The sequence below is a fragment of the Crassaminicella thermophila genome (genome assembly GCF_008152325.1).
Lineage (GTDB): Bacteria > Bacillota > Clostridia > Peptostreptococcales > Thermotaleaceae > Crassaminicella_A > Crassaminicella_A thermophila.
Genome location: NZ_CP042243.1, coordinates 2,193,346 through 2,215,997, shown reverse-complemented (window position 1 = coordinate 2,215,997; position 22,652 = coordinate 2,193,346). Strand labels below are relative to the sequence as shown.

The 22,652-nt window shown below is 28.5% G+C and carries 19 protein-coding genes; 10 read left to right on the top strand and 9 right to left on the bottom strand.

Features of this window, described 5'->3' with window-relative positions; all coding sequences use genetic code 11:
* Nucleotides 1-6: 6 nt before the first annotated feature.
* Entirely contained in the window at nt 7-426 is a 420-nt protein-coding gene (locus FQB35_RS11250; RefSeq protein ID WP_148809990.1) for an Hsp20/alpha crystallin family protein, read from the bottom strand.
* 255 nt (nt 427-681) lie between these two features.
* On the opposite strand from FQB35_RS11250, the gene safA reads away from it, so the two are divergent.
* Both safA and FQB35_RS11240 read left to right on the top strand, forming a co-directional pair.
* A complete protein-coding gene (safA, locus tag FQB35_RS11245) occupies nt 682-1,308 on the top strand; it encodes a SafA/ExsA family spore coat assembly protein (RefSeq protein ID WP_148809989.1) in 627 nt (208 codons plus the stop codon).
* Between the two features lie 368 nt (nt 1,309-1,676).
* Complete coding sequence (locus FQB35_RS11240) at nt 1,677-2,501, top strand: carbon-nitrogen hydrolase family protein (protein ID WP_148809988.1); 825 nt, start codon at nt 1,677-1,679, stop codon at nt 2,499-2,501.
* A gap of 22 nt (nt 2,502-2,523) precedes the next feature.
* On the opposite strand, the gene FQB35_RS11235 is transcribed toward FQB35_RS11240, so the two are convergent.
* The 6 genes from FQB35_RS11235 to FQB35_RS11210 all read right to left on the bottom strand — a co-directional run bounded on the left by FQB35_RS11235 (nt 2,524) and on the right by FQB35_RS11210 (nt 9,602).
* The gene (locus FQB35_RS11235; RefSeq protein ID WP_148809987.1) at nt 2,524-2,895 is read right to left on the bottom strand and encodes a P-II family nitrogen regulator; all 372 of its coding nucleotides are present in this window, start codon (nt 2,893-2,895) and stop codon (nt 2,524-2,526) included.
* A gap of 24 nt (nt 2,896-2,919) precedes the next feature.
* Nucleotides 2,920-4,092 (bottom strand): cation:proton antiporter, encoded by a 1,173-nt coding sequence (locus FQB35_RS11230; RefSeq protein ID WP_148809986.1) that lies wholly within the window; start codon nt 4,090-4,092, stop codon nt 2,920-2,922.
* Between the two features lie 211 nt (nt 4,093-4,303).
* On the bottom strand, nt 4,304-5,770 hold the full coding sequence (locus tag FQB35_RS11225; protein ID WP_148809985.1) for a Na+/H+ antiporter NhaC family protein: 1,467 nt from the start codon (nt 5,768-5,770) through the stop codon (nt 4,304-4,306).
* Between the two features lie 309 nt (nt 5,771-6,079).
* Nucleotides 6,080-7,822 carry an NADH-dependent [FeFe] hydrogenase, group A6 gene (locus FQB35_RS11220; protein ID WP_148809984.1) on the bottom strand — a complete coding sequence of 581 codons (1,743 nt, stop codon included), beginning with the start codon at nt 7,820-7,822 and terminating at the stop codon, nt 6,080-6,082.
* Nucleotides 7,823-7,846: 24 nt separating this feature from the next.
* The gene (locus FQB35_RS11215; protein WP_148809983.1) at nt 7,847-9,112 is read right to left on the bottom strand and encodes a complex I 51 kDa subunit family protein; all 1,266 of its coding nucleotides are present in this window, start codon (nt 9,110-9,112) and stop codon (nt 7,847-7,849) included.
* Nucleotide 9,113: 1 nt separating this feature from the next.
* Complete coding sequence (locus tag FQB35_RS11210; RefSeq protein WP_148809982.1) at nt 9,114-9,602, bottom strand: NADH-quinone oxidoreductase subunit NuoE family protein; 489 nt, start codon at nt 9,600-9,602, stop codon at nt 9,114-9,116.
* Between the two features lie 218 nt (nt 9,603-9,820).
* Between FQB35_RS11210 and FQB35_RS11205 the strand changes: the two genes are divergently transcribed.
* From FQB35_RS11205 to FQB35_RS11185, 5 genes are read left to right on the top strand one after another with little or no spacing between them, the layout of a single operon-like run.
* On the top strand, nt 9,821-10,924 hold the full coding sequence (locus FQB35_RS11205) for a glycosyl hydrolase family 8 (RefSeq protein ID WP_148809981.1): 1,104 nt from the start codon (nt 9,821-9,823) through the stop codon (nt 10,922-10,924).
* A gap of 16 nt (nt 10,925-10,940) precedes the next feature.
* The gene (locus FQB35_RS11200; RefSeq protein WP_148809980.1) at nt 10,941-11,789 is read left to right on the top strand and encodes a GGDEF domain-containing protein; all 849 of its coding nucleotides are present in this window, start codon (nt 10,941-10,943) and stop codon (nt 11,787-11,789) included.
* Complete coding sequence (locus tag FQB35_RS11195) at nt 11,776-13,395, top strand: DUF2334 domain-containing protein (protein WP_148809979.1); 1,620 nt, start codon at nt 11,776-11,778, stop codon at nt 13,393-13,395. Before FQB35_RS11200 ends, FQB35_RS11195 begins: the two co-directional genes overlap by 14 nt.
* Complete coding sequence (locus FQB35_RS11190) at nt 13,392-14,657, top strand: glycosyltransferase (protein ID WP_148809978.1); 1,266 nt, start codon at nt 13,392-13,394, stop codon at nt 14,655-14,657. The genes FQB35_RS11195 and FQB35_RS11190 overlap by 4 nt, the downstream gene beginning before the upstream one ends.
* A 20-nt stretch (nt 14,658-14,677) precedes the next feature.
* Entirely contained in the window at nt 14,678-17,065 is a 2,388-nt protein-coding gene (locus FQB35_RS11185; protein ID WP_148809977.1) for a cellulose biosynthesis cyclic di-GMP-binding regulatory protein BcsB, read from the top strand.
* Between the two features lie 21 nt (nt 17,066-17,086).
* Here FQB35_RS11185 and FQB35_RS11180 read toward each other — a convergent pair whose 3' ends face one another.
* The gene (locus tag FQB35_RS11180) at nt 17,087-19,627 is read right to left on the bottom strand and encodes a stalk domain-containing protein (protein ID WP_148809976.1); all 2,541 of its coding nucleotides are present in this window, start codon (nt 19,625-19,627) and stop codon (nt 17,087-17,089) included.
* Nucleotides 19,628-19,689: 62 nt separating this feature from the next.
* Here FQB35_RS11180 and FQB35_RS15920 point away from each other — a divergent pair, with 62 nt between their 5' ends.
* The 3 genes from FQB35_RS15920 (at nt 19,690) to FQB35_RS11170 (ending at nt 22,099) form a co-directional block, all read left to right on the top strand.
* Entirely contained in the window at nt 19,690-19,833 is a 144-nt protein-coding gene (locus tag FQB35_RS15920; protein ID WP_168198328.1) for a hypothetical protein, read from the top strand.
* 29 nt (nt 19,834-19,862) lie between these two features.
* Nucleotides 19,863-21,128: a GGDEF domain-containing response regulator gene (locus FQB35_RS11175; protein WP_148809975.1), complete on the top strand. Its 1,266-nt coding sequence runs from the start codon at nt 19,863-19,865 to the stop codon at nt 21,126-21,128.
* A gap of 242 nt (nt 21,129-21,370) precedes the next feature.
* On the top strand, nt 21,371-22,099 hold the full coding sequence (locus FQB35_RS11170) for a YetF domain-containing protein (protein WP_148809974.1): 729 nt from the start codon (nt 21,371-21,373) through the stop codon (nt 22,097-22,099).
* 75 nt (nt 22,100-22,174) lie between these two features.
* On the opposite strand, the gene FQB35_RS11165 is transcribed toward FQB35_RS11170, so the two are convergent.
* Nucleotides 22,175-22,471 (bottom strand): biotin synthase BioB, encoded by a 297-nt coding sequence (locus FQB35_RS11165; protein ID WP_148809973.1) that lies wholly within the window; start codon nt 22,469-22,471, stop codon nt 22,175-22,177.
* Nucleotides 22,472-22,652 lie beyond the last annotated feature (181 nt).

Sequence of the window (22,652 nt, the reverse complement as noted above, 5' to 3'; positions counted from 1 at the left end):
CTCTTTTTATTGAATTTCAATTCTTTTTCTTTTTCTATGATTTTCGTCTTTAGGTAATACTACTTTTAGGATACCATTTTCATATTTTGCAAAAATATTATCATGTTGAATGTTTTCTATATAAAAAGATCTGCTAGATTTACCAACTTTTCTTTCTCTTCTGATATAATTTTCTCTTTCTTCTTTTACTTCATTTATATTTTCAACAGATATGGTTAAATAATTGTTTTGATAATCTATATGGATTTGTTCTTTATTTGCTCCAGGGATTTCAGCTTCTAAAATATATTCTTTTTCATTTTCTTTAATATCTACCTTCATTCCTGTGGAGAGAGTAGGAAATCCAAAATGATCTTCAAACATTTTTTCAAAGAAATTTTCTACATCTCTAGAACCATTAGAAAAAGGAATCAATCCCCTAAACATATAAAACACCTCCATTAAGTTTTTGTTAATTTTATTATAAAACGAAAGTCAAAGAAAGTCAAGAATGATTTTATAAATATTTTTTATGTTTTTTTTTCATTTTCTTCCTGTTATAATATATTCTTTCATAAAAAGTTTTGAAACAATTAAAGTAATATTTTCTATTGGTGGTTATATGTACAAATAGTTACAAATATTGAGGTTTTTCAGTTTTTTAAAAATTCGATATACTTGTATATGAGGGGGAATGATAAAATGAAAAAGTTTTTAATTGGAGGGGCTATAGCCATTTTATTATCTACAGCAAATCCATTAAATGTCCAAGCTGCTAGTCAAGTACATACGGTTTTGCCTGGTGATACACTTTGGAAAATTGCGCAAAAATATGAGGTAGGGCTTTCTGAACTTATAGACCAAAATAAACAGCTTCAAAATCCAAATATTATTTATCCTGGTATGAAAATTATGATACCAGATATGGAAGCAGGAAGAATATTTGAAAAAGAGGTTATAAGACTTGTAAATATAGAGAGAGAAAAGGTAGGAGTAAAGCCTTTGAAAGAAAATTGGCAGTTATCAAGAGTAGCAAGATACAAATCAAAGGACATGAAAGAACAAGGTTACTTTTCTCATACTTCACCAATTTATGGATCACCATTTGAAATGATAAAAAACTTTGGGATTAAATATTCATATGCAGGTGAAAATATTGCAAAGGGCCAAAGAAGTCCTCAAGAGGTTGTACATAGTTGGATGAATTCATCTGGACATCGAAGAAATATTTTAAATCCTAATTATACAGAAATAGGTGTTGGATTTGCAAAAGATGAAAGAGGAACTACTTATTGGACACAGATGTTTATAAAACCAAGAAATTGGTAAAAAATAAAAGCATGCTAAGTATTTTATAGGCATGCTGAGTTTGTTGACAAAGTTATATTTATCAATGAATTGAAAAATAACGTTCATAAGCAAATCTTTAGAGAAAACTAAGATTCATAATTTCGAAAAATCCTAACGCACCTAATCAAGACATCCTATCTTGTAGGATGCTGGCTTAGCGTCCTTGCTAAGCCTACGGATTTTTCTGAAATTCTTCATCAAGTTTTCTTTACTAAAGCTTTTAAATTATTCACTTTTATTTTTCATTCATAAATTTTATTTTGTCTAAAGTCTGAGCATGCTAAGTATTTTATAGGCATGCTTTTATTTTTTATTATATAATAGTAAATAAAGGAAGGGGAGGAAAAATGAAACGATTAAAGGTAGGCATATGTCAAATAAAAGTAGTGGAGGATAAGGAGAAAAATATTGAAAATGCAGAAAAAATGATTCGTGAGGCTGTAAGAAATGGTAGTCAATTAATAATTTTGCCAGAGATGTTCAATTGCCCTTATGAAAATAAATACTTTCCATTATTTGCTGAAAATTATCCTGGAAAAACGACAAATGCTTTATCAAATTTAGCAAAAACATTAGGAGTATATATTATTGGTGGGTCGATTCCAGAAAAGGATAAAGATATTATTTATAATACTTCTTATATATTTGATAAGAAAGGAAATATGATTGGAAAACATAGAAAAGTACATTTATTTGATGTTGATGTTGAAGGTGGAATTAAGTTTAAGGAATCTGATAGTTTAGGATACGGAGAAAAAGTGACAGTTGTGGATACTGAATACTGTAAAATAGGGGTTGCTATATGCTATGATATGAGATTTCCAGAGCTTATGAGACTTATGGCATTAGAAGGAGCAGAAATAATTGTTGTACCAGCTGCTTTTAATATGACAACAGGTCCTGCACATTGGGATATATTACTTAGAGCTAGAGCATTAGACAATCAAGTGTATTTTATTGCTGCTTCTCCATCAAGAAATATGGAGGCAGCTTATCATGCTTATGGACATTCTAGTATTGTGAATCCATGGGGAGAAATAATAAGTAAAGCGGATGAAAATGAGTGCATTATATACGGTGAAATTGATTTTGAAAAGATAAAAAAAGTTAGGAAAGAGCTGCCGTTATTAAAACATAGAAGAACAGATTTATATGAACTTTATAAAAAATAAAACTGAGGATAACGCCTCAGTTTTATTTTTTGCTTTTTTCTCTTATTTTAGAACCAGTGTGTTTTGAACCATAGCATTCCAATACTGGTAATACAAACATAAATCCTACACCAGGTTGATTAATATGATCTAGTTCTTCATTAATTAGATCAATGATCTTTCTTAGCTTTTCTTCTTCTCGAATAACACTTATGATTGTTTTATTATAAGGTTTGTTTCCTTCTACTAGTTTTCTAATGCTAGAAAATATAGGAACATCTACATGATGCTCTAATAAAACTTTTCCCATACCAACACTATCGAGTGTAGTTGCACCAACACCAGTTTCATAAAATATATTGTGTATTTGATCTAATTTTTCTACTTCATTTAATATTAAAAACAGAGCGTACATATACATTCCCTCCCCCTATTTAAATTATAAACGAGCTTCCTCAGCTTTTATTATAGCATTTTTTGTGGCTAATGGGCCTACTATTTCTGTGATAATTGTTGTTGCTAATAGGATGGTAATTACCAGTGAGCCAAGCTCAGTACCAGCAAATTCTTTATTTACAACAATTGCAAGTCCAATAGCTACCCCTACTTGTGACAATAATCCGAAACCTATATATTTTTTTACAACAATAGGAGCGTTTGATATGATTCCTCCAATAGAAGCACCTGATACTTTTCCTAAGATTCTAAATACTAAATATGCAACACCGATTATACCGATATGTGGTAATAAAGAGATATCAAGTCTTGAACCTGCTAATGTGAAAAAGGCTGCGATAATAGGGGGTGAAAAGCTTTCAATACTAGAAAAAACTCTTCTGCTATTAGATGATATATTTGCAACAATTATGCCTAAGGACATGGCAGAAAGCAATGGTGATAAATGGAATTTATTAGCAATACCCACAAGCAATATAATCATTCCTGCAGTAAAAGGAAGTAGTTCAGTTTCTTTTTTGGATATTTTAATCAAATAAGTTAAAATGATTCCAAGGACTATTCCTGCTAAAATAGATAAAGCAATTTCAGTAAAAGGATGTATAAATATTTTATAAAGTGTAATTGTTTCATGTTTTATAAATACCTTTGCGACAGCAGATGCAATAGCATAGATTATAAGACAGATAGCATCATCGATTGCTACAACACCAAGTAAAGTACTTGTTAAAGGGCCTTTTGCGTTGTATTCTTTCAAAACCATGACTGTTGCTGCTGGAGCAGTAGCTGAAGATACAGCTCCTAATATTAATGCTATAGATATATTTTTTGTTATAACAAAAGTAATAGCAGTAACAAATACGAAAGCTATAAATGCTTCACAAGTTGCAATGATGAATATAGATTTTCCAAGTTTTTTTAAGATTGATATTTTTAGTTCGCTTCCAATGTTAAAGGCAATAATGCCTAAAGCAAAATCACTTAAAAAAGATAGTTTTTCAATCATTTCACCATTGACAAGATTTAGTCCAGATGTTCCTAATAGTAGTCCTGCTATTATATAACCAGCAACAGCTGGAACTTTGAATTTATTCATAAGCTGACCGAAAAGAATTCCTACAATGAGTGTCATACCCAAGCTTATAAATGGATTCATAAATAAACACCTCACTTATTTTATTTTGTGCCTAATCTATATACTATTCCTATTAGAGACATATGTAAAATACTATATTTGCTAAAAAATTTTTATTTTTTATCATTTTTTTGTTTTATTTAAGGTTTTGTATGTCGCATATAACTACGCTACAAATTACTCTTACTTTCTAGCAATAGAAAAAAGCACCCATAAAGGGTGCCGAATAATTTTAGGCAGTTTTTCTTGCAGGTGTTTTACTATGTTTTTTTAACCTAACTCTAGGTTCAGAAGGCAATCCAAATAATGGGATAAGTCTATCAAGTCCAGTTAAGGTTAGGATTAATATAGACCCTACAGCAACCATAGCCATTATGTTATATTTTATAATATCCATTGCTACAAATTGATGTAATGGATATACTGCAGAAGCAATACCTACATAAAAACCAATATATACATGCCATGGTATAAGCTGTGAACCAAATACACCTAAGGCATCTCCAAAAGTAGCATTTCTTAAACGTAATTTATACATATCTTCTTCACTAGCTTCTACATTTTCATCTGTTAAAGATTTAAGGATTGGACCAATTGTAACGATTTGTGCCATTTCATCAGCTAAAGCTGCATTTCCGATGATAGAAAGCAAACCATTTGCAAACATAAGCTGTCTTACGCTTCCAGCGATATTTGCAATAAAGTTAGAGATTGGAGCAAATGCTTTGATTCTACCCATGATACCACCAAAAGCACCAACCCACATCATCATAACGATAACCCAACTTCCTGCATCAGAGAAACCTGTCTTTAAAAGGTCTAAGAATGTATTAAAAGATTCAATTGTGCCTGCAGTAAGGCCTAATACTAAAGATGTAATAATACCTATTCCAAGACAAGCTAATGTTGGTAGACCTTTGATTGCTACAACTAGTACCACTAATAAAGGAATAATCATATAAGTTGGTACGCCTTCTTTAACTTGGTTAAGTAATGCAACAGCTGAAGGTCTAGCTTCATTTAAGTTATCCCAAACTTCTTGAGGAATTTGATTGATTGCATCAGCAGCATTAGCAGATGTACTTGGTAATCCCATGCTTAGTCCAAATATTATAACTGCTGTTACAATAAGACATAATAAAGACCAAACACCTTGGTGTCTAATTCTATGAATTACTTCAACTTTTTGAATACCTGAACTTACTACGGTTGTATCAGAAATAAGACCGATATTGTCTCCAAAACAAGCTCCACCTGCGATTGCAGCAGTAGTAATTAGAATATTTCCACCAACAATATGATTTAACCATAAAAATATTGGTGCACATGCTGCAAAGGTTCCCCATGAAGTACCAGTAGCAACAGAAAGAATACAAGTTACTAAGAATCCTGTAACAGCTACTGTTTTTGCAGTTAGTCCTAGACTTAATGCAACGTTAATAATTGATGCACCTACACCAGTAGCCATGAAACATTCAGCCATAGCATAAGCTGCCATTAATATAAAGAATACAAGTTGCATTTCTTTAACATTTTCAACAGCACAGTCAATGATTTCTGTAAATTTAAGTCTTTCAGTAATAATTGCAATAATTGCTGCATACACAGTAGCAAGTGGTGCTGCTACTAAAGCATCCATCCCAGACATCATAAGTCCAGCCATTACAAAGACAGGTGAAATTTTAAAAAATCCTACCATCAAAAGTCCTCCTCTTATAGATTTAGTTTTTGGGAATAGATTGTAAATTGTACTTCGTTAATAGAAGCTCATCTTCTTAGAAGATGATATGTAACAGATAAACTTTTAGCATTTATAGTATAACATCTTTTGGAATCATTTTTTAAAAATCATTAAATTCAGAATATTATATACAAATATTTAAATAAAATGCTTAAAATAATTCAAATTACTAGAATATAGAGAATACGAAAACAAATAAGAGCAGGAAAAGGTTTGCAATTGTTACAAAAAATTAATATTACTAAAAATTCAGACAAAAAAAGAGAGCTAATTAAGCTCATATATTTGTGAAAAATCATAATCTTTATTCTTAGGATTATAATTAGTATGTAATAGTTTATGGGATAGATTGCCTAAAGGTTTTCCCAAAAAATCTTCGTATAATTTTAATACAGCAGGATTTTTATGGGATTTTCTAATAGGCATTTCTTCATCTACTTTGTAAATGCTTTGAATACGTTTATCTTTTATTTCTAAAGTAGTTCCAATAGGTTGACCACCACCACCTATACAGCCTCCAGGACAGCACATAATTTCAATAAAAGTATAGTCACATTTACCTTTGTCTATCATTTCTAAAATTTTTTTCGCATTGTCAAGGCCATGAGCAACTGCAACCTTAATGGTATTTCCGTTTATATTAATACTGGCTTCTTTTATACCTTCTAATCCTCTTACTCCTATAAATTCCAAATTATTTAATGCCATACCTGTTGCTATTTCGTATACACTTCTGAGTGCTGCTTCCATAACACCACCTGTTGCACCAAATATTACTCCTGCTCCAGTAGATATTCCTAAAGGTGTATCAAATTCTTCTTCTTGGATTCCCTCAAAATCAATGCAGGAAGACTTGATCATTCGTGCTATTTCACGTGTTGTTAATACTACATCAATATCTCTAAATCCGCTAGAATTCATTTCTTTTCTAGTAGCTTCATATTTTTTTGCAGTACATGGCATTATGGATACAGTAAATATACTAGATGGATCTATATTCATGATTTTAGGATAATATGTTTTAGAGATAGCACCAAACATTTGCTGTGGAGATTTACAAGTAGAAAGATATTTTAGTAAATGCTCAAAATTTCCTTCTATGAAATTAATCCATCCTGGACTGCATGATGTAATCATTGGTAATGTTTTACCATTTTCAATTCTATACAATAGTTCACTACTTTCTTCCATAATGGTTAAATCTGCTGCGAAATCTGTATCAAATACCTTGTCAAATCCGATTCTTCGTAGAGCAGCAACTAGTTTACCTGTAACTTTTTTTCCTGCATCCATACCGAATTCATCGCCAATGCTTACACGCACAGCAGGAGCAATTTGGACAATGACATGTTTATCTTTATTATGAATGGCATCCCAAACTTTTTGTGTATCATCTTTTTCATAAATTGCACCTACAGGACAAACAGAAGAACACTGACCACAGAAAACACACAATGTATCCATAAGTTTTCTTTCAAAAGCTGGCGTAATACTATAGTGAATAGATCGGTGGGCATGGCTAAGGATGCTTTCTTGACATACTTCTAGACAGCGATTACATTTAATACATTTCCGATGATCCCTTACAATAGATGGACTAGATGAATCTACTTCTAATGCATCTACTTCATCTTCTAGATTGCTTTTGGATATATGAAATATTTCACATAGTTTTTGTAGTTCACATTTTCCATTGCGAATACATCGTAGGCAATCCTGAGGATGATTTGCCAAAATTAATTCTAGAACCCCTTTTTGCATGTCTCTAACTAATTTAGAGTTAGTAACAATTTTAGCACCATCCCATATAGGGGTAGAACAAGCAGCAACTAATTTATTTTTTCCTTTTACTTCTACACTACAAATTCTACAATTGGCTTTTATACTTAAATCAGGGTGATAACATAGGGTAGGAATATTGATATTTATTTTTTTAGCGGCTTCTAAAATGGTTGTTCCTTCTGGAACGGTAATTTCTTTATTATCTATTATTACATTACAATACTTCATAATGAACCTCCTTATTATTTAGGCTTATATAGTTTTATGTACCTTATCAATATGGGTGTAAAATTCATCAGGAAAATGTTTTATAGCAGATAGGAGTGCAGTAGTAGCAGATTGACCAAGACCACAAAATGAGCAGTATTTCATTACTTTTCCAAAGCGTTCGATTGTCTTAAAATCTTCAATACTTGCATTGCCCTTTACAAAGCGATTAAAAATCTTTGATAATTGTCTGTTTCCTTCTCTACAAGGAGTGCATTTACCACAGCTTTCATGGAGGAAGAAATCTTGTACAGATTTTAGAAAATCTACAACTTTAATGGTTTCATCAGCAACTAAAATTGCACCTGACCCCATAGTGATATTATGTTCTTTAAAATCTTCATAACAGTATCGAATATGTGTCATGCTGGCTGGAACAATAGATCCAGAAGCACCACCAATTTGTAAAAATTTTAGTTTTTTATTGTTACGTATTCCTCCTCCAATATCAAAAACAATTTCATTTAATGTAATACCGAAAGGAATTTCGTATGTGCCAGGCTTTTTAATATTTCCTGCTATGCTAATAAGTTTGGTACCTCTGCTATTTGGGGTTCCATATTTAGCATATTCTTCTGGACCTATTGTAAAGATTACTGGAATAATACTAAAGGTTTCTACATTATTTACAAGGGTAGGAAGGTTAAATAATCCTCTTTCTTTAATATATGGAGGTTTAATTCTAGGTCTACCACTTTTTCCTTCCATTGATTCAATAAGGGTAGAGTTTTCACCACATACATATGCCCCTGCACCAGAAAAAACTTTTATATTGAATTTAAAATTTGTACCTAATATGTTATTTCCAAGAAAACCATTTTGAATAGCTATATCAATAATTTTGCGCATGCGGTTTTGTAACTTTTTGTATTCTTCTCTTATATAGATATAGCCTTCATTTGCGCCAACAGCATAAGCAGCAATAGTCATGCCCTCTATTATTTTAAATGGATCATATTCTAATAAATATCTATCTTTAAATGTTCCTGGTTCTCCCTCATCTGCATTACAAATGACTATTTTTCTAGGACCAGGTATTGCAGCAGCTTGTTCCCATTTTAATCCTGTAGGGTAGGCAGCACCTCCTCTTCCTTTAATACCAGATTTTTTTACAGCTGTAATTACTTCTAAAGATGTAAGGGGAAGAGCATTTTTTAGTCCATCGTAGCCTCCAGCTTTGAGGTATTCTTTTAACGATTCAGGATGAATTTTTTTGAAATTTTTTGAGATAAGTGAAACTGTTTTTTTCATTTTATACCTCCTTGTATTTATTGATGATTTCTTTGATTTTCTTTTCAGTCAGATTTCCGTATACTTCCGTGTCTATTCGAAAAGCTGGAGAGATGTCACAGGCACCAAAGCAAGCGCTATACTCAAGAGCAAATTTTCCATCAGGTGTTGTTTGACCCATTTTAATTCCTAGCTCTTTTTCTAGTACATCTCGAACAGTTTGATATCTGTTTACCCTGCAAGTAGTACTTTTACATAGTTTAATAACATGTTGTGCCTTAGGTTTATCGTTTAAAGCTGAATAAAAAGAAATGACATCGTATACTCTGCTTATGGGAATATTTAACTTGTCTCCGATAAAGGCAGCAGCTTCAATAGGAATATAATGTTTTGGGATTAAATCTTGTGTTTCCAGAAGAATTGCAAGAAGGTTGTGCTTGTCACTTTCATATTTTTTGATTATTTCATTTATTTTTAGAAATAACGCTTTGTTTAAAGTGACATTTTTCATAAAATCATCTCCTTTCGAATAATTGCTATAAGTATATAAAGCAAAAACTTTTATTTTAAAGTATCTTCTAACTATTTATATATGCGTCTTTGTTCGTAAAATTGCTAATAGATAAAAATATTTAAAAAGGGAAATCGTATAAAATGAAGAATATATATCATAATTTAGAAAAATATGTCGAAGTATCATTAATATAAAAAAGTAAAGGAAGATTTATTATGAAGCGGATTTTTATAATTTTTATGATAATTATATTATTTGGACGTTTTATTATGCTAAGACAGCCTGAATTTTACTTAGAAAGAAATATAGGATATGGCCATGAATATTTAGAAGAAGAAAAGTCTTGTTTAGAGTTTATAAAGACAAAAATGTCCTCTAATAAGGGAGGGATATATACAAATTATTTAGATACAGATGAAATTGGTGAGTTAGCCAAAGGCTATCAGATTCTTTCTGAATCAGAAGGTCTAATCATGCAATATTATGTTGAAAAAGGAGATAAAAAAGGTTTTGATCAGCATCTAGATCTTGTTAAAAACAAGATGATGGGAGACGAAGGGTTGATTCGATGGAGAATACGAGAAGAAAATAATCAAATATCTAATAGTTCTGCATCCTTAGATGATTTAAGAATTGTTCGTTCTTTGATATATGCTTATGATTTATGGAAAGAAGAAAAATATTATAAAATCTTAAAAAGAATCAGCAAAGGATTATTAAAATATAGTACGAATAAAGGGTATTTAACTAGTTACTATGAATTTGGAAGTAAATATAGAGCAAAAAAAATTGATCTTTGTTATATTGACTTATATACTATGAATTTACTTAGAAATGTACATAGAAAATGGGAAGTGCCTTATAAAAATGGATTAAAAATTATACAAGGAGGGTATATTTCTAATAAACTGCCTTTGTATAAAAAATCTTTTAACATAGACTCAAAAAGATATTCAACCAATGAAAATATAAATTCTATAGAAGCTCTTTTAGTTGTTTTACATCTTAGTGAAATGAATTTGGTAAAACAAGAGACAATAAAATGGATTAGGAAACAGGTTTTTGGCAAAGGGATTTTTTTGGAATATAATATAAAAACTGGATATCCTATTTGTGAAGATGAATCTACTGCAGTTTATGCTATTACGGCAAGAATAGCAAAAAATATTAGAGATGAAGCTTTGTATAAACAGGCAATGAAACGAATGCTACGGCTACAAATATTGGATAAGACTAGTCCACTATATGGAGCTTTTGGGAATATAGATACTTATGAAGTTTTTTCTTTTGATAACTTACAAGCTTTGCTAGCTTTTTAATTTAGGAGGATCTTTTATGAAAAAAGCGAATAAATATGTGGATATGTATTTTTTTCTATTAATACTTGAAATATTCATTATAACAACATTCATGATTTTTGATGTAGATGAAATTGATTTTAAAGATTTTATTTTATATGAATTGGTTTTTATCCTATTATATATTGCTTATTTTACGAATATAGTTACAGGATTATTAACGAGTGCATTTTTTATATTTGGATATGGAAGCTATGCTCTTTATCAAAGCATATTTAATAAGGGTTTTGATATAAGTAAAAGCTTTTATTGGATTATTATTTTCCCATTAACAGCATTTATTACTGGAAAATTTAGCAAACATTTAAAGGATATGAGATGGGAGCTAGAGAAAATAGAAAAAGATATTCAAAATTTAGTGACTATTGATGAGGCTACTGGATTAAGTAATGCAAAGGAATTTTATAAAGATTTAGATGAAGAAATAAGCAGAGCGAATCGTTATAACTTTCATTTAACTTTAATGGTAATAGAGATTCAGTATTTTGAAGAACTAATTTCTATTTATGGAAAAACACAAGTAGAAAAAATTATAAAAGTATTTGCAAAAATTATTACAAAAACCATAAGAAATGAAGATAAAGAATATAGAACAGATAAAAATATTTTTTCTATTATACTTCAGAATACGGATGCAACAGGGGCAGAAATTTTAAAAGAGAGATTAAAGAAAGCGCTATCACATATAATAATTCAAGAAGGAAATGATGAAAAAGAATATAAACTTGATATTAAGATAGGATTTATTCAATACAATAAGCAGATTACGAGTATTTTTGAATATAAGGAGTTAGCTGAAAAGGAGCTAGAATATGATATTGTTTAAGAAAATGCTATTGCTTTTTCTAATTTGCTTACTATTTATTAATTTTTCGCAATATTCTTATGGAGAAGAAAAAAAGAAAAATGTTTTATTGGTTTATGATCATAGAGCTAATTTTGGAAGTATAGAGGATATTGTAACATCTGTAAGAGAACTTTTAGGACATTTTAATGTGAGTGTTACTGAAAAAAATGTTGAGGATTATAAAGAACATGAAATAGAAAAATATGATTATGTATTTATAATAGGTATTGAAGGAGATTTTATTAATGTATTGTTTATGGAAGATATAAAAAAAACAAAAAAAGTTATATGCTGGATGGGAAAAGGTGTAGAAAAATTTCTTAAAGAAAATGAAAGAATTCATTTAGCTTATAAAGGAGAATTTTACAATTTTATAAAAGTAAATTACAAAAATAATAGTTGTTATATAACTAATAATGAAGACATAAAAGCATATAACATTGTGGATGGAAAATCTGAAAATATAAAGGTTTATGCTTGGGTAGATAATGGAGAAAAGAGTTATCCTTATATCATTCAAGAAAATAATTTTTATTATATTTCAAGAGTTGAAATAAATTCTGAATTATTCTATATAATAGGAGATTTTTTATATGATGTTTTTGGAGAAGAAAATATTGGAAAAAGCAGGGTATATGTAAGAATCGAAGATGTACATCCATTTAGAGATGTTAAAAAATTAAAAGCTGTTGGTGAATATTTATACAAAAAAAATATACCATTTATGATAGCTTTAATTCCTGCTTACAAAGATCCAGAGACTGGTTATATCACTTTAATGTCTGATAATAAGGAATTTGTAGAAACGATAAAATATTTACAAGAATTAGGAGGAAGTGTTGTTTTACATGGATTTACCCATCAGGCGTTTGGTGGAGAAGTAACAGGAGAAGGATTTGAGTTTTGGGATGGGATAAATGATAAGCCCTTAAGTGTAGATATAAATGAATGGATATATACAAGAGTTGGTAAAGGAATTGAGGAATGTGTAAAAAATGATATATATCCATTAGCATTTGAAGCTCCTCATTATGCTATGAGCCAAGAAGGCTATAAAGTTTTAAAAAAATATTTTTCAACTTATATTGGGCAAGTTCAAACAAGTGATGCAGGTTTTGTTACTGTTTCTTATCCATATAATTTATATGATACAAATTTGTTTTATAAGCTAGTACCAGAGAATCTTGGTTATGTAGATCCAGATAATCCATTGGCTATTTATGATATTTTTGATAATTTTTCAAAAATTTCTATGGTAAGGGGATATACTGCTGGAGTTTTTTTTCATCCGTACCTTGATATAAATTATCTTAAAACCATTGTTGGAAAATTTGAAGATAAAAAAGTGGAATTTTATGATTTAAGAAAAGAGAATAATTGGGTTAAATGGGAAGATATTTATATAAGATCAGAAAATGGGGAGATTATTTTTCAAGCAGATAGTTATGGGGAAAAAGATACAGATAAAAAAAGCTATTTTTATATAGGGATTAATATACTTTCTTATTTTGTATTGATTTTTTGTTTAATATTTTTAGTTATTTTTATAGTATCAAATAAAAAAAATAAAGACTTATTTAGGTGAAGCGCATGAATATAATGGATTATTTATTTCTATATGCATTAATTTCTACTTGGTGGTTGTTGCTTTTAAATATATTTTTGACCATAAGTGGATATATATATAATTTAGATGTTACGAAAAATGGGATAAGTGTGTTGAAAGATGTAGAAAAATACCCTACTATATCTGTATTAATTCCTGCTCATAATGAAGAAAAAGTTATTGGAAGAACCTTAAAGGCTGTTTTATCACTTGATTATCCTACGGATAAAATAGAAGTTATTGTTATTAATGATAATTCTACTGATAACACAAAAAATGTTTTAGAAGAAATAAAATATGCTTATGCAGATAGAAATATAAAAGTAATTACGACAGATTCTATAAGTGGAGGAAAAGGAAAATCAAATGCATTAAATATTGGGTTTAATGCATCGAGCGGAGAATTTATTGTTGTTTATGATGCAGATAATACACCAGAAAAATTGTCTTTACGTTATTTAGTAAGTACTATTGTTGGTTGTGAAAAATATGGAGCAGTGATTGGAAAATTTAGGACGAGAAATAGAAATAGAAATTGGTTAACTAGATTTATCAATATTGAGACTTTAAGCTTTCAATGGATGGCTCAGGCTGGAAGATGGAAACTCCTTAGAATTTGTACAATTCCTGGGACAAATTTTATTGTTAGAAGAAGTGTTATGGAATCATTAGGAGGATGGGACCCAAATGCAATAGCTGAAGATACGGAAATTAGTTTTAGAATTTATAATATGGGATATCAAATTGCATTTATGCCATTGGCTGTAACTTGGGAGCAAGAACCTGAAACGTTAAAGGTTTGGTTTAAGCAAAGAACAAGATGGGCAAATGGAAATATCTATGTTTTAGCAAAATATTTTAAGGAGATTTTTAGTGCAAAGAATGGTAGCGTATTATTTGATTTATATTATTTCTTTTCTATATATATTTTATTTTTATCCTCTGTACTCATATCAGATGTTATTTTTTTATTAGGTTTGTTTACAGATTTAAAAATTACTTTATCAGGGAATTTTATAATTATTTGGATTTTATCATATGTTTTATTTGTATTAGAAGTAAGTATTACATTAACATTAGAAAAAGGAGAAAGTAACTATAAGAATATTTTTTTAGTAACTATTATGTATTTTACCTACTGCCAGCTTTGGATTGTTGTAGCTATAAAAGGAATGATTGGTTATCTTCGCAGTAAAATGTTAAAACGCCAAGCAAAGTGGTATAAAACAGAAAGATTTTAAAAGAAAATAAGGGGGACAAAATGAAGAAAATAATTGTAGTGTGGCTCATTATTTTTCTACTAAATCCTTTAGGCTACTTCACAGCTTATGGGTATGCGGAGACAAATGAAAGATATACTATTCAAATAGGAGCTTTTAAAGCAGAGAATAATGCAGATAAAACTTATAATAAATTAATACAAAATGGTTATGCTGCTTATAAAATTAAAAGCAACTTAATAAAAGTGTATGTTGGAAATTATAAAACGAGGGAAGAAGCTGTAAATGTTTTAAGAGATATAGAAAAAATAGGCATTAATGGAATTGTTATAAGGAAAAATTTTGATATGATTCTTCCTAATGATAAAAATATTTCAAGCAAACCTATAAAATCAATTAATGAATATTTTAGTAAAACAAATGAAAAAAACTATCGTTTTTTTGATAATGATGTGCATATTGAAGGAGTCTATGGAAGTTATATCTCTTTTTTTACGGTAGATAAGTACTGGAAAATTGAAGATGGAAATTATATGGAGTTAATCTTAAGCCAGAGTGATATAGAGAAATGTATAAACTCTACTTTGACAATATATATTAATAATTATCCGATTTATAGCACACGACTACAAAATAAAAAGAAAAATCGAGAAGTCATAAAAGTTCGTATTCCAATAGAATATATTAGAGAAGGTTTTAATGAAGTTAAAATAAGAACTTACAGCAGAATTTCAACAACCCCTTGTCTAGATGAGATTAATCCAGCAAATTGGATTGTATATCATAAAGAATCTTATATACATATAGCATTTAGAGAAAAAATAGATGAGAATAGCTTAAAAGAGTACCCATATCCGTATCTAAAGGAGAGTAAAGAACTTCCTGTAAATTCTTTAATAATCATACCAGATGATTTTAAAAATGAGCATCTTAAAGCTGCAATGCTGCTATCAACAAACTTTGGTCAAAAGCAGGCATTTAAAAATTTAGATATTAAAATCGAAAAATTTAGTGATTCGAAGGATAAAGATAAAAACAATATTATATTTATAGGAAGTAGTAATAATTTACCTAATGAAATTTCTTTATTGCTAACTACAGAAGAAAAAGAGCATATCAAGAAAGAAGCATTGATAAAAGAAGTAAATTCTCCCTACAATAAAAATTTTAAAATGCTACTTATATTATCAGATGATTATAAGTCAATTATAAAGGCAGTAAAATCTTTAACAGTTGAAGATATGGTAATGCAAATGAAAAAAAATACCCAGTTTATTTCAAAAAATTTGGATATAGTTAAAAAGAATCAGAAGGTTTCTGATTATATTTCCTTAAAAGATATGGGATATTCAGATGTTTTTATAGAAGGGCTTTTTCGGCAAAATGCAAAGTTTGGAATTAACATTCCTAAAAATTGGATTATACAAGATGATGCAAAGCTATATCTTAAAATGAGATATTCACAAATATTAAATTTTGATAAATCAGTTATGACTGTTTATATCAATAATATACCTATAGGAAGTAAGAGACTAAGCTATGAAAATGCAAATGATGATGTTTTTGAGATAACTATTCCAAAAGATGTAAAAGATAGTACTTATTATGATTTAAAAGTTACTTTCTATCTTGATATTGAAGGGGTAGAGTGTGATACAAGATTAGATAGTAATTCATGGGTTTATTTATCGAATGAATCTTTTTTATATTTACCACATAGCAACAGAAAAGATAGTTTTTTTGAATACTATTCAAGTCCATTTATACAGAATAACAAATTTAATGATTTATTAATGGTTTTATCTGAGAAGCCATCATCAGAAGAAATAAGTATTGCTGGAAATATTATGGCTTTTTTGGGTCATGAAACAAACGATTTAGATGATTTTGAAGTTATAACTGCAGATGAATATAATAATACATATAAAGATAAAAATATGATAGTTATAGGCCTTCCAAAAGAAAATAGGCTTATTGATAATATGAATAAAAATATGCATATTAAGTTTAATGAAGATTACACTAAATTTTTATCTAATGAAAAGATAACTTTATTAGAAGATTTTGATAGTAAAGTGGCTACTATACAGCTTATAAAGTCTCCATATAATCATGATAAAAAAGTACTCGTAATTACTTCGATGAAAAATGAAGGTTTAGGGTGGGCCAAAAAGTATTTGACAGATTTTAATTTAATTGTGAAATTAAAAGGAAATGCTACAATAATAGATGAACTGGGAAATGTTTTTTGTAAATATTATGGAAAGAGTATTGAAAATCAAATAGAGATAAAAGAGAGAAATATAGAGCATAAAAATATACCAAAAGAAATATTTACTTCTAAGCTAAAATACTTTACCATTTTTCTTATAGTAACTTTAACCATAATCATTATTATTTCTATATTTTTAATAAGAAGAAAGAAATAAGACTTGCTTATTTCTTTCTTCTTATTTTGAAATAATTTTTATCACTTTATTTTCAGGAATCCAATAAACGTCATAATTAAGAGACTCAGCTATAAACCTTAACGGAGCCATTACGTGGTTATTATAAAAAACTAATGGAACTTCTAATAAAAAATCATTTCCATTTGCTCTAGCTTTTTTATTGCCAACTTGGCACCATAATACGTAGCCATTTTTTTCTGCAGACAAGGATTGTTCTTTTATATTCCATGTATATCCAGCTTTCATTTCATATAGTATTTCATCTAAAGGATATAGAATATGACCATCTTTTATATAATAGGTTGAAAAGTCAATTATTTTATTATCAATAAAAACTGTTGGCTGTTTAATCATTTCATCATAGAAAATGACTGTATTGTTTCCAGGGGGACAAATGACAGTAAATCCTTCATCATTATAAAAGATGGGCAAATCTTTTACTACTCCATTAAAATCAATCTTTGCAGGATATTTATTTAAGGTTATGAATACTTTTTTATTCTCACTATATTGAATAAAAATATTATTATCTTTATAAGAACAATTGTTTATGTCTCCATTTATTCCGGTAATATATAGTTTGTTTTTATTGTGGTCATTTTTTTCAAAAGATAGGGTATGATCTCCTGCTGGAATGATCACGCCATTATCTTTAATGCAAGGCCATAAATTTTGATTTAAATAGAAATTTTTTCCTTTTGTTTCTATATGAAAGATAAAAGGAAAAGAAGATGAAAATTCATAAAAATTAGCTCTTTTTTCATGCATTTTAACAGATGAAGCAAGTGCATAAGGTGCATAAGCATAATCAAAAGGATAAGGAGAATTAACAGCATAAATACACACCTGATTGAAATTTTTAGAAGCTTCTGCTAATAACATTAAGAATTCTAAACCAATTTGCTTAGGATTTGGCCATTGTGTATAAGTTCTTTCTACAATGTTAATATCAACATTTATTTTTCGATGTTCTTTTGTTTTTTCTTTATAGGATTGTCCAATTTTGGCATATCGATCAGGGCCTAAATCCCATAGAGGAAATGGATCTTCAACTTGAAATATAAAGTCAAACTCTTTTTGTAAATCAAGTAATGCATCTGTATCTACACCAATATCTTCTTCCATTTTTTCAGCAAAAAAAGTGTCAATTTGTGTTACAATAAGGTCTAAATTTTTATTGAAATTTTCCTTGTTTTTTAAAAACATAATCATTTCTTGATTGAGTTTAGTACACAAATCAGTTCTATATTGAACAAAGTTTTTAAAAGCATTAAGATCTTTTTCTTTATAATGTTTATCTTCAGGATCAAATATTTTGATTGGATCTACTCCATATTTTGCTTTAAATTCTTTTCTAACAATATCACTCATTGGCGTGAAGGAATCTGGATAATCAAATCCTAGATCAGGAGATTCAAAATAGATTTCTGCTAGATCTACACCATCCCAATCAAACTGATTTAAAAGTTTTTTTATTTCTAATTGCACTGCTTTCATACATTCTGGAATCTCTAGTGCCATTAAATAGCGCCAGTCGATTTTAGCATCATTTTCTAAAGCCGTTTTTTCTCTCCATTCAGGATGTTCATTCCAAAAATCTTCTGTAACCATTGGAAGTTCTAACCAACAGCAAACATAAATTCCATTACTATGACAGGCATCAATAAATCTATTTAGGAAATCTTTTGTTTCTTCTAAAGGGTACCAACCACTAAAATGAATTTGAGTAATGCCATAGTTTTTTAATTTCTTAGCAAGTTCATCTGGATTTTCAAAGTAATGATATCCCCAATCCATATAAGCAATTAATTGTTTTCTAGATACTTTAGGTTTACAGTCAAAATAATCTATGATGATTTCATGAAAAAAAGGAAATCTGGTATATCCATGCCTAGATACTTCATCAAGAGTAGCTGCCATATATAAGAATTTTCCTTCGCCATAAGAGCCACCTACTATAACAGGTATACCTTCTTCTTTATACTTGTGAAAAATAAAGGTTTCATCTTCTTTTTTTTCTACTTTTTCTTCATTTCCCATACAAAAGATGGTTAAGTTATGAGGGTTAAATTTTTCGATTTTTATTTTTTCAGGCCAATGAATCGGAAGATTTTTATGGTTAGTATCTAAAATAGCATTTATCCATACAAATTCTTGTGAAAAATTAATTCCAAATTTTTCAATCAGATTGGATTTTTCTTCTATGATGACATTTAGTCCTTTATGTACTTCTTCTAAAATTTTTTCTTCTAAAGAACTATGAAGGTTTTTTGAAACAGATGCAGGGAGAACTAATAATTTTACATTAGTTAAGTCAAAGTCATCTAATTCAGATAATTTTATTGTTTTACTATCAAGGCTAATGGTATGGAAGATATTTTTATACTGTAATTCTGTTCCTTTTGTATTATCATTTGAGACAATAATAATATCCATTCTTGTTAAGAATTCATTTTTTGCAGCCCAAGTAGCTTTTGTGAAAATCAAAAGAAAAAAAATAATCAGCAACAACTCTTTTTTGATAGCTTTAGAATTTATCATAAATATCCTCCTTAAAAAAGTATTTCATAGAAAAAAATTCTATCTTTGAAGGATAAATCCTTTTGAAATGTAAAAAAAAGACAATCATAAAAAGAATCGTATTAATATGGACAAAGTATTTTTCTGTATACAATAAAATAATTCAAGTATGTAAAAATAAAATTGACGAATACATAGAAACAACAGATAAATTGCAGTATAATTGAAAATATAATATAAATTTGGAAGTGATAAGATGTTATCGATTTTGCATGTAGATTACAATTTTTTTTATAAAGAAATTTTAAAAGATATTATTGAAGAGAGAAATTTTGAGTATTTTTCAGTTAGAACGCCTAGAGAAGCATTTGAAGTATTAAAAAACAAAAAAATAGATCTTATTATAACTGCATTAGAGTTTAAAGATAAAAAAGGAGAGGACTTTATAAAATCTTTAAATGAAAGCCCATATAAAAATATTCCTGTTATTGTGCTGTCTGCAAAAGATGATATAGAAACAAAAAATAAGCTTTTTAATTTAGGAGTTATAGACTTTATACATAAAAGTAGCTTTTTAGATGGTTTTAAAAATTATATTGATAGATTTGAGCTAGTAGACTTTGCAGATGAGCAATTAAAGAAAGCCAAAATAGCTGTTTTAGATGATAATTCATTAGAACTTATGATTATAAAAAAAATATTTGAGTTAAACAATATTACAAATGTAGATTATTATAATTGTGCAGAAGAACTTTTAAATCAAATGCAAGCGTATTCTTTGTATTTAATAGATTTTGTTTTGCCGAGTATATCTGGAGAACAAGTTATTTTAGAATTGAGAAAAAAATATAAATATGCCTTAATTATTGCTATATCTGCTATAGATAATCAAAAAATTATTTCAAATATTTTATCTTCTGGAGCAGATGATTATATTACAAAACCTTTTAATGAAAATGTTTTTATTGCGAGGTTAAAAGCAAATATAAGAACATTTTTATTACTACAAGAATTAAAGGAAAAAAATTTTGAGTTAGAGAGAATGGTAAAAATAGATGGATTAACTAGCTTATATAACCATAAATACATGTATGAAAGATTAGAAGAGGAGATACAAAGAGCTAGAAGATATGATAAAAAACTTTCAATAATTATGTTTGATATTGATAAGTTCAAGTGTATTAATGATGTTTATGGACATCAATTTGGAGATGATGTTTTAATAAAAATAAGCCAAAAATTAAAAAGCGAAATAAGACAAAGCGATATTGCCGGAAGATATGGAGGAGAAGAGTTTATCATAATACTACCAGAAACAGGTTTGCAAGATGCATATAAATTGGCTGAAAGATTGAGAAAGAGTATTTCAAACATTAAATTTAAGGAAAAAAATATTAAGGTAACAATCAGTGGAGGAGTTGCAGAACTAGAAAAAGAAAATGCTCTTAAATTAATTGGAAAATCAGATAAATTATTATATAAAGCCAAAGAAAATGGAAGAAATAGAATAGAAAAGGCTTAAAAGATGTAAAATATAAAACCAGTGAATGAGATTCACTGGTTTTATATTTTAACTTATATAATTTCATTCTTATGTAAAACATAAATAATAATAAAACCTACTACTATAAATAAAAATGTAAATAAAGCTTCGTAAAGTAAGCTCATTGTATTCACCTCATTCACAATGAATAATCTTTATACAGTTAGTATAGGCATAATTTTATAAAAATAATATAATAAATTTTTTAAGAAGGTGATGAAATGAAAGAATTATTTGAAGTGATTATACAAACCTTTTTAGCTTTTTTTTCTATATTGTTTATTACAAGATTATTGGGAAGACAGCAAGTATCTCAATTGACGCTCTATGAGTATATAAATGGTATAACCTTTGGATCAATAGCTGCAACACTTGCTACGGATATCAATACAAAAACTTATCAACATTTAGTTGGATTGGTTCTATTTGGAATACTTACAGGAGTTGTTTCGATGATTTCAATGAAAAAAAGAAGTTTTAGAAAAGTTGTAAATGGAGAGCCTATAATAATTATTGAAAAAGGTAAATTGCTAGAAAAAAATTTAAAGAGGACAAGATATAGTATGGATGAAATTAATCAATTATTAAGACAAAAAGATTGTTTTTCACCAGATGAGGTTGAATATGGATTACTTGAGACCAATGGAGATTTGAGCATTATAAAAAGGCAAGATAAAAGAAATGTAACTATAGGAGATTTAAACCTTGTTGCACCCTCAGAAAGCATTCCTACTGAAATAATTATTGGTGGTCAGATTATCTATGAAAATTTAAGAAAAAGACAATTAACAGGAAAAGATTTAATAAACAATTTAAAGATGTTTAATGTAAGCAGAGTAGAAGAAGTAATGTATGCTACCATAGATTTAAATGGAAAAATGTATGTTGATAAATATGATGATCATTTAAATAATAATATTGATATTAGCGAAGATAATGAAGGAATATAGTTTCCTATAGAAATAATATGATGAATTATAGAGGGTCAAGTAAATTTGACCCATTTTTATTTGAATTTTATATTTCTATTGCATCTTAGATGCTTTTTTTGCGCATTCTATTATTTCATCTAGCTTCATTCTATATCTATTCAAAGATGTATTTTGTCTATTTATACCACAGTATAAGCAGTCACATCTGCAGTAGTTTGAAAATTCAATTATGGCTCTTAATTCAACTTTATCACCGCAGTATTTTTTTCTTATATTATTTGCTTGTTCAAATAGATAATCATTGCAATTTGAATTTAATATACTTACTATATCATCAATACTAGCTTTAGAATTTACAACTATTTTATCAATGACTTTTTTTATATCCATAAAAGCTTCTCCTTGTTTTTTTTATAAAATAATTAATTCGTTATTGTGCAAAAATATTTGTTTGTAATTATATCAAATTAGAAAATTAATGTCTATTAAGTCAAACTGACAAAATCTCTTAATTAAATCTATAAATTCATAATTTGGTTATTGATATATGCCCAAAATATTGATATTCTTA

What these genes read in the sequence shown, in the direction of transcription:
- FQB35_RS11200 (WP_148809980.1), top strand. Translation starts at nt 10,941, where the DNA reads ATGAAAAAAGCGAATAAATATGTGGATATGTATTTTTTTCTATTAATA.
- FQB35_RS11170 (WP_148809974.1), top strand. Translation starts at nt 21,371, where the DNA reads ATGAAAGAATTATTTGAAGTGATTATACAAACCTTTTTAGCTTTTTTT.
- FQB35_RS11220 (WP_148809984.1), bottom strand. Translation starts at nt 7,822, where the DNA reads ATGAAGTATTGTAATGTAATAATAGATAATAAAGAAATTACCGTTCCA.
- FQB35_RS11205 (WP_148809981.1), top strand. Translation starts at nt 9,821, where the DNA reads ATGAAGCGGATTTTTATAATTTTTATGATAATTATATTATTTGGACGT.
- FQB35_RS11240 (WP_148809988.1), top strand. Translation starts at nt 1,677, where the DNA reads ATGAAACGATTAAAGGTAGGCATATGTCAAATAAAAGTAGTGGAGGAT.
- FQB35_RS11235 (WP_148809987.1), bottom strand. Translation starts at nt 2,895, where the DNA reads ATGTACGCTCTGTTTTTAATATTAAATGAAGTAGAAAAATTAGATCAA.
- FQB35_RS11230 (WP_148809986.1), bottom strand. Translation starts at nt 4,092, where the DNA reads ATGAATCCATTTATAAGCTTGGGTATGACACTCATTGTAGGAATTCTT.
- FQB35_RS11185 (WP_148809977.1), top strand. Translation starts at nt 14,678, where the DNA reads ATGAAGAAAATAATTGTAGTGTGGCTCATTATTTTTCTACTAAATCCT.
- FQB35_RS11225 (WP_148809985.1), bottom strand. Translation starts at nt 5,770, where the DNA reads ATGGTAGGATTTTTTAAAATTTCACCTGTCTTTGTAATGGCTGGACTT.
- FQB35_RS11250 (WP_148809990.1), bottom strand. Translation starts at nt 426, where the DNA reads ATGTTTAGGGGATTGATTCCTTTTTCTAATGGTTCTAGAGATGTAGAA.
- safA (WP_148809989.1), top strand. Translation starts at nt 682, where the DNA reads ATGAAAAAGTTTTTAATTGGAGGGGCTATAGCCATTTTATTATCTACA.
- FQB35_RS11210 (WP_148809982.1), bottom strand. Translation starts at nt 9,602, where the DNA reads ATGAAAAATGTCACTTTAAACAAAGCGTTATTTCTAAAAATAAATGAA.
- FQB35_RS11195 (WP_148809979.1), top strand. Translation starts at nt 11,776, where the DNA reads ATGATATTGTTTAAGAAAATGCTATTGCTTTTTCTAATTTGCTTACTA.
- FQB35_RS11165 (WP_148809973.1), bottom strand. Translation starts at nt 22,471, where the DNA reads ATGGATATAAAAAAAGTCATTGATAAAATAGTTGTAAATTCTAAAGCT.
- FQB35_RS11175 (WP_148809975.1), top strand. Translation starts at nt 19,863, where the DNA reads ATGTTATCGATTTTGCATGTAGATTACAATTTTTTTTATAAAGAAATT.
- FQB35_RS11180 (WP_148809976.1), bottom strand. Translation starts at nt 19,627, where the DNA reads ATGATAAATTCTAAAGCTATCAAAAAAGAGTTGTTGCTGATTATTTTT.
- FQB35_RS11215 (WP_148809983.1), bottom strand. Translation starts at nt 9,112, where the DNA reads ATGAAAAAAACAGTTTCACTTATCTCAAAAAATTTCAAAAAAATTCAT.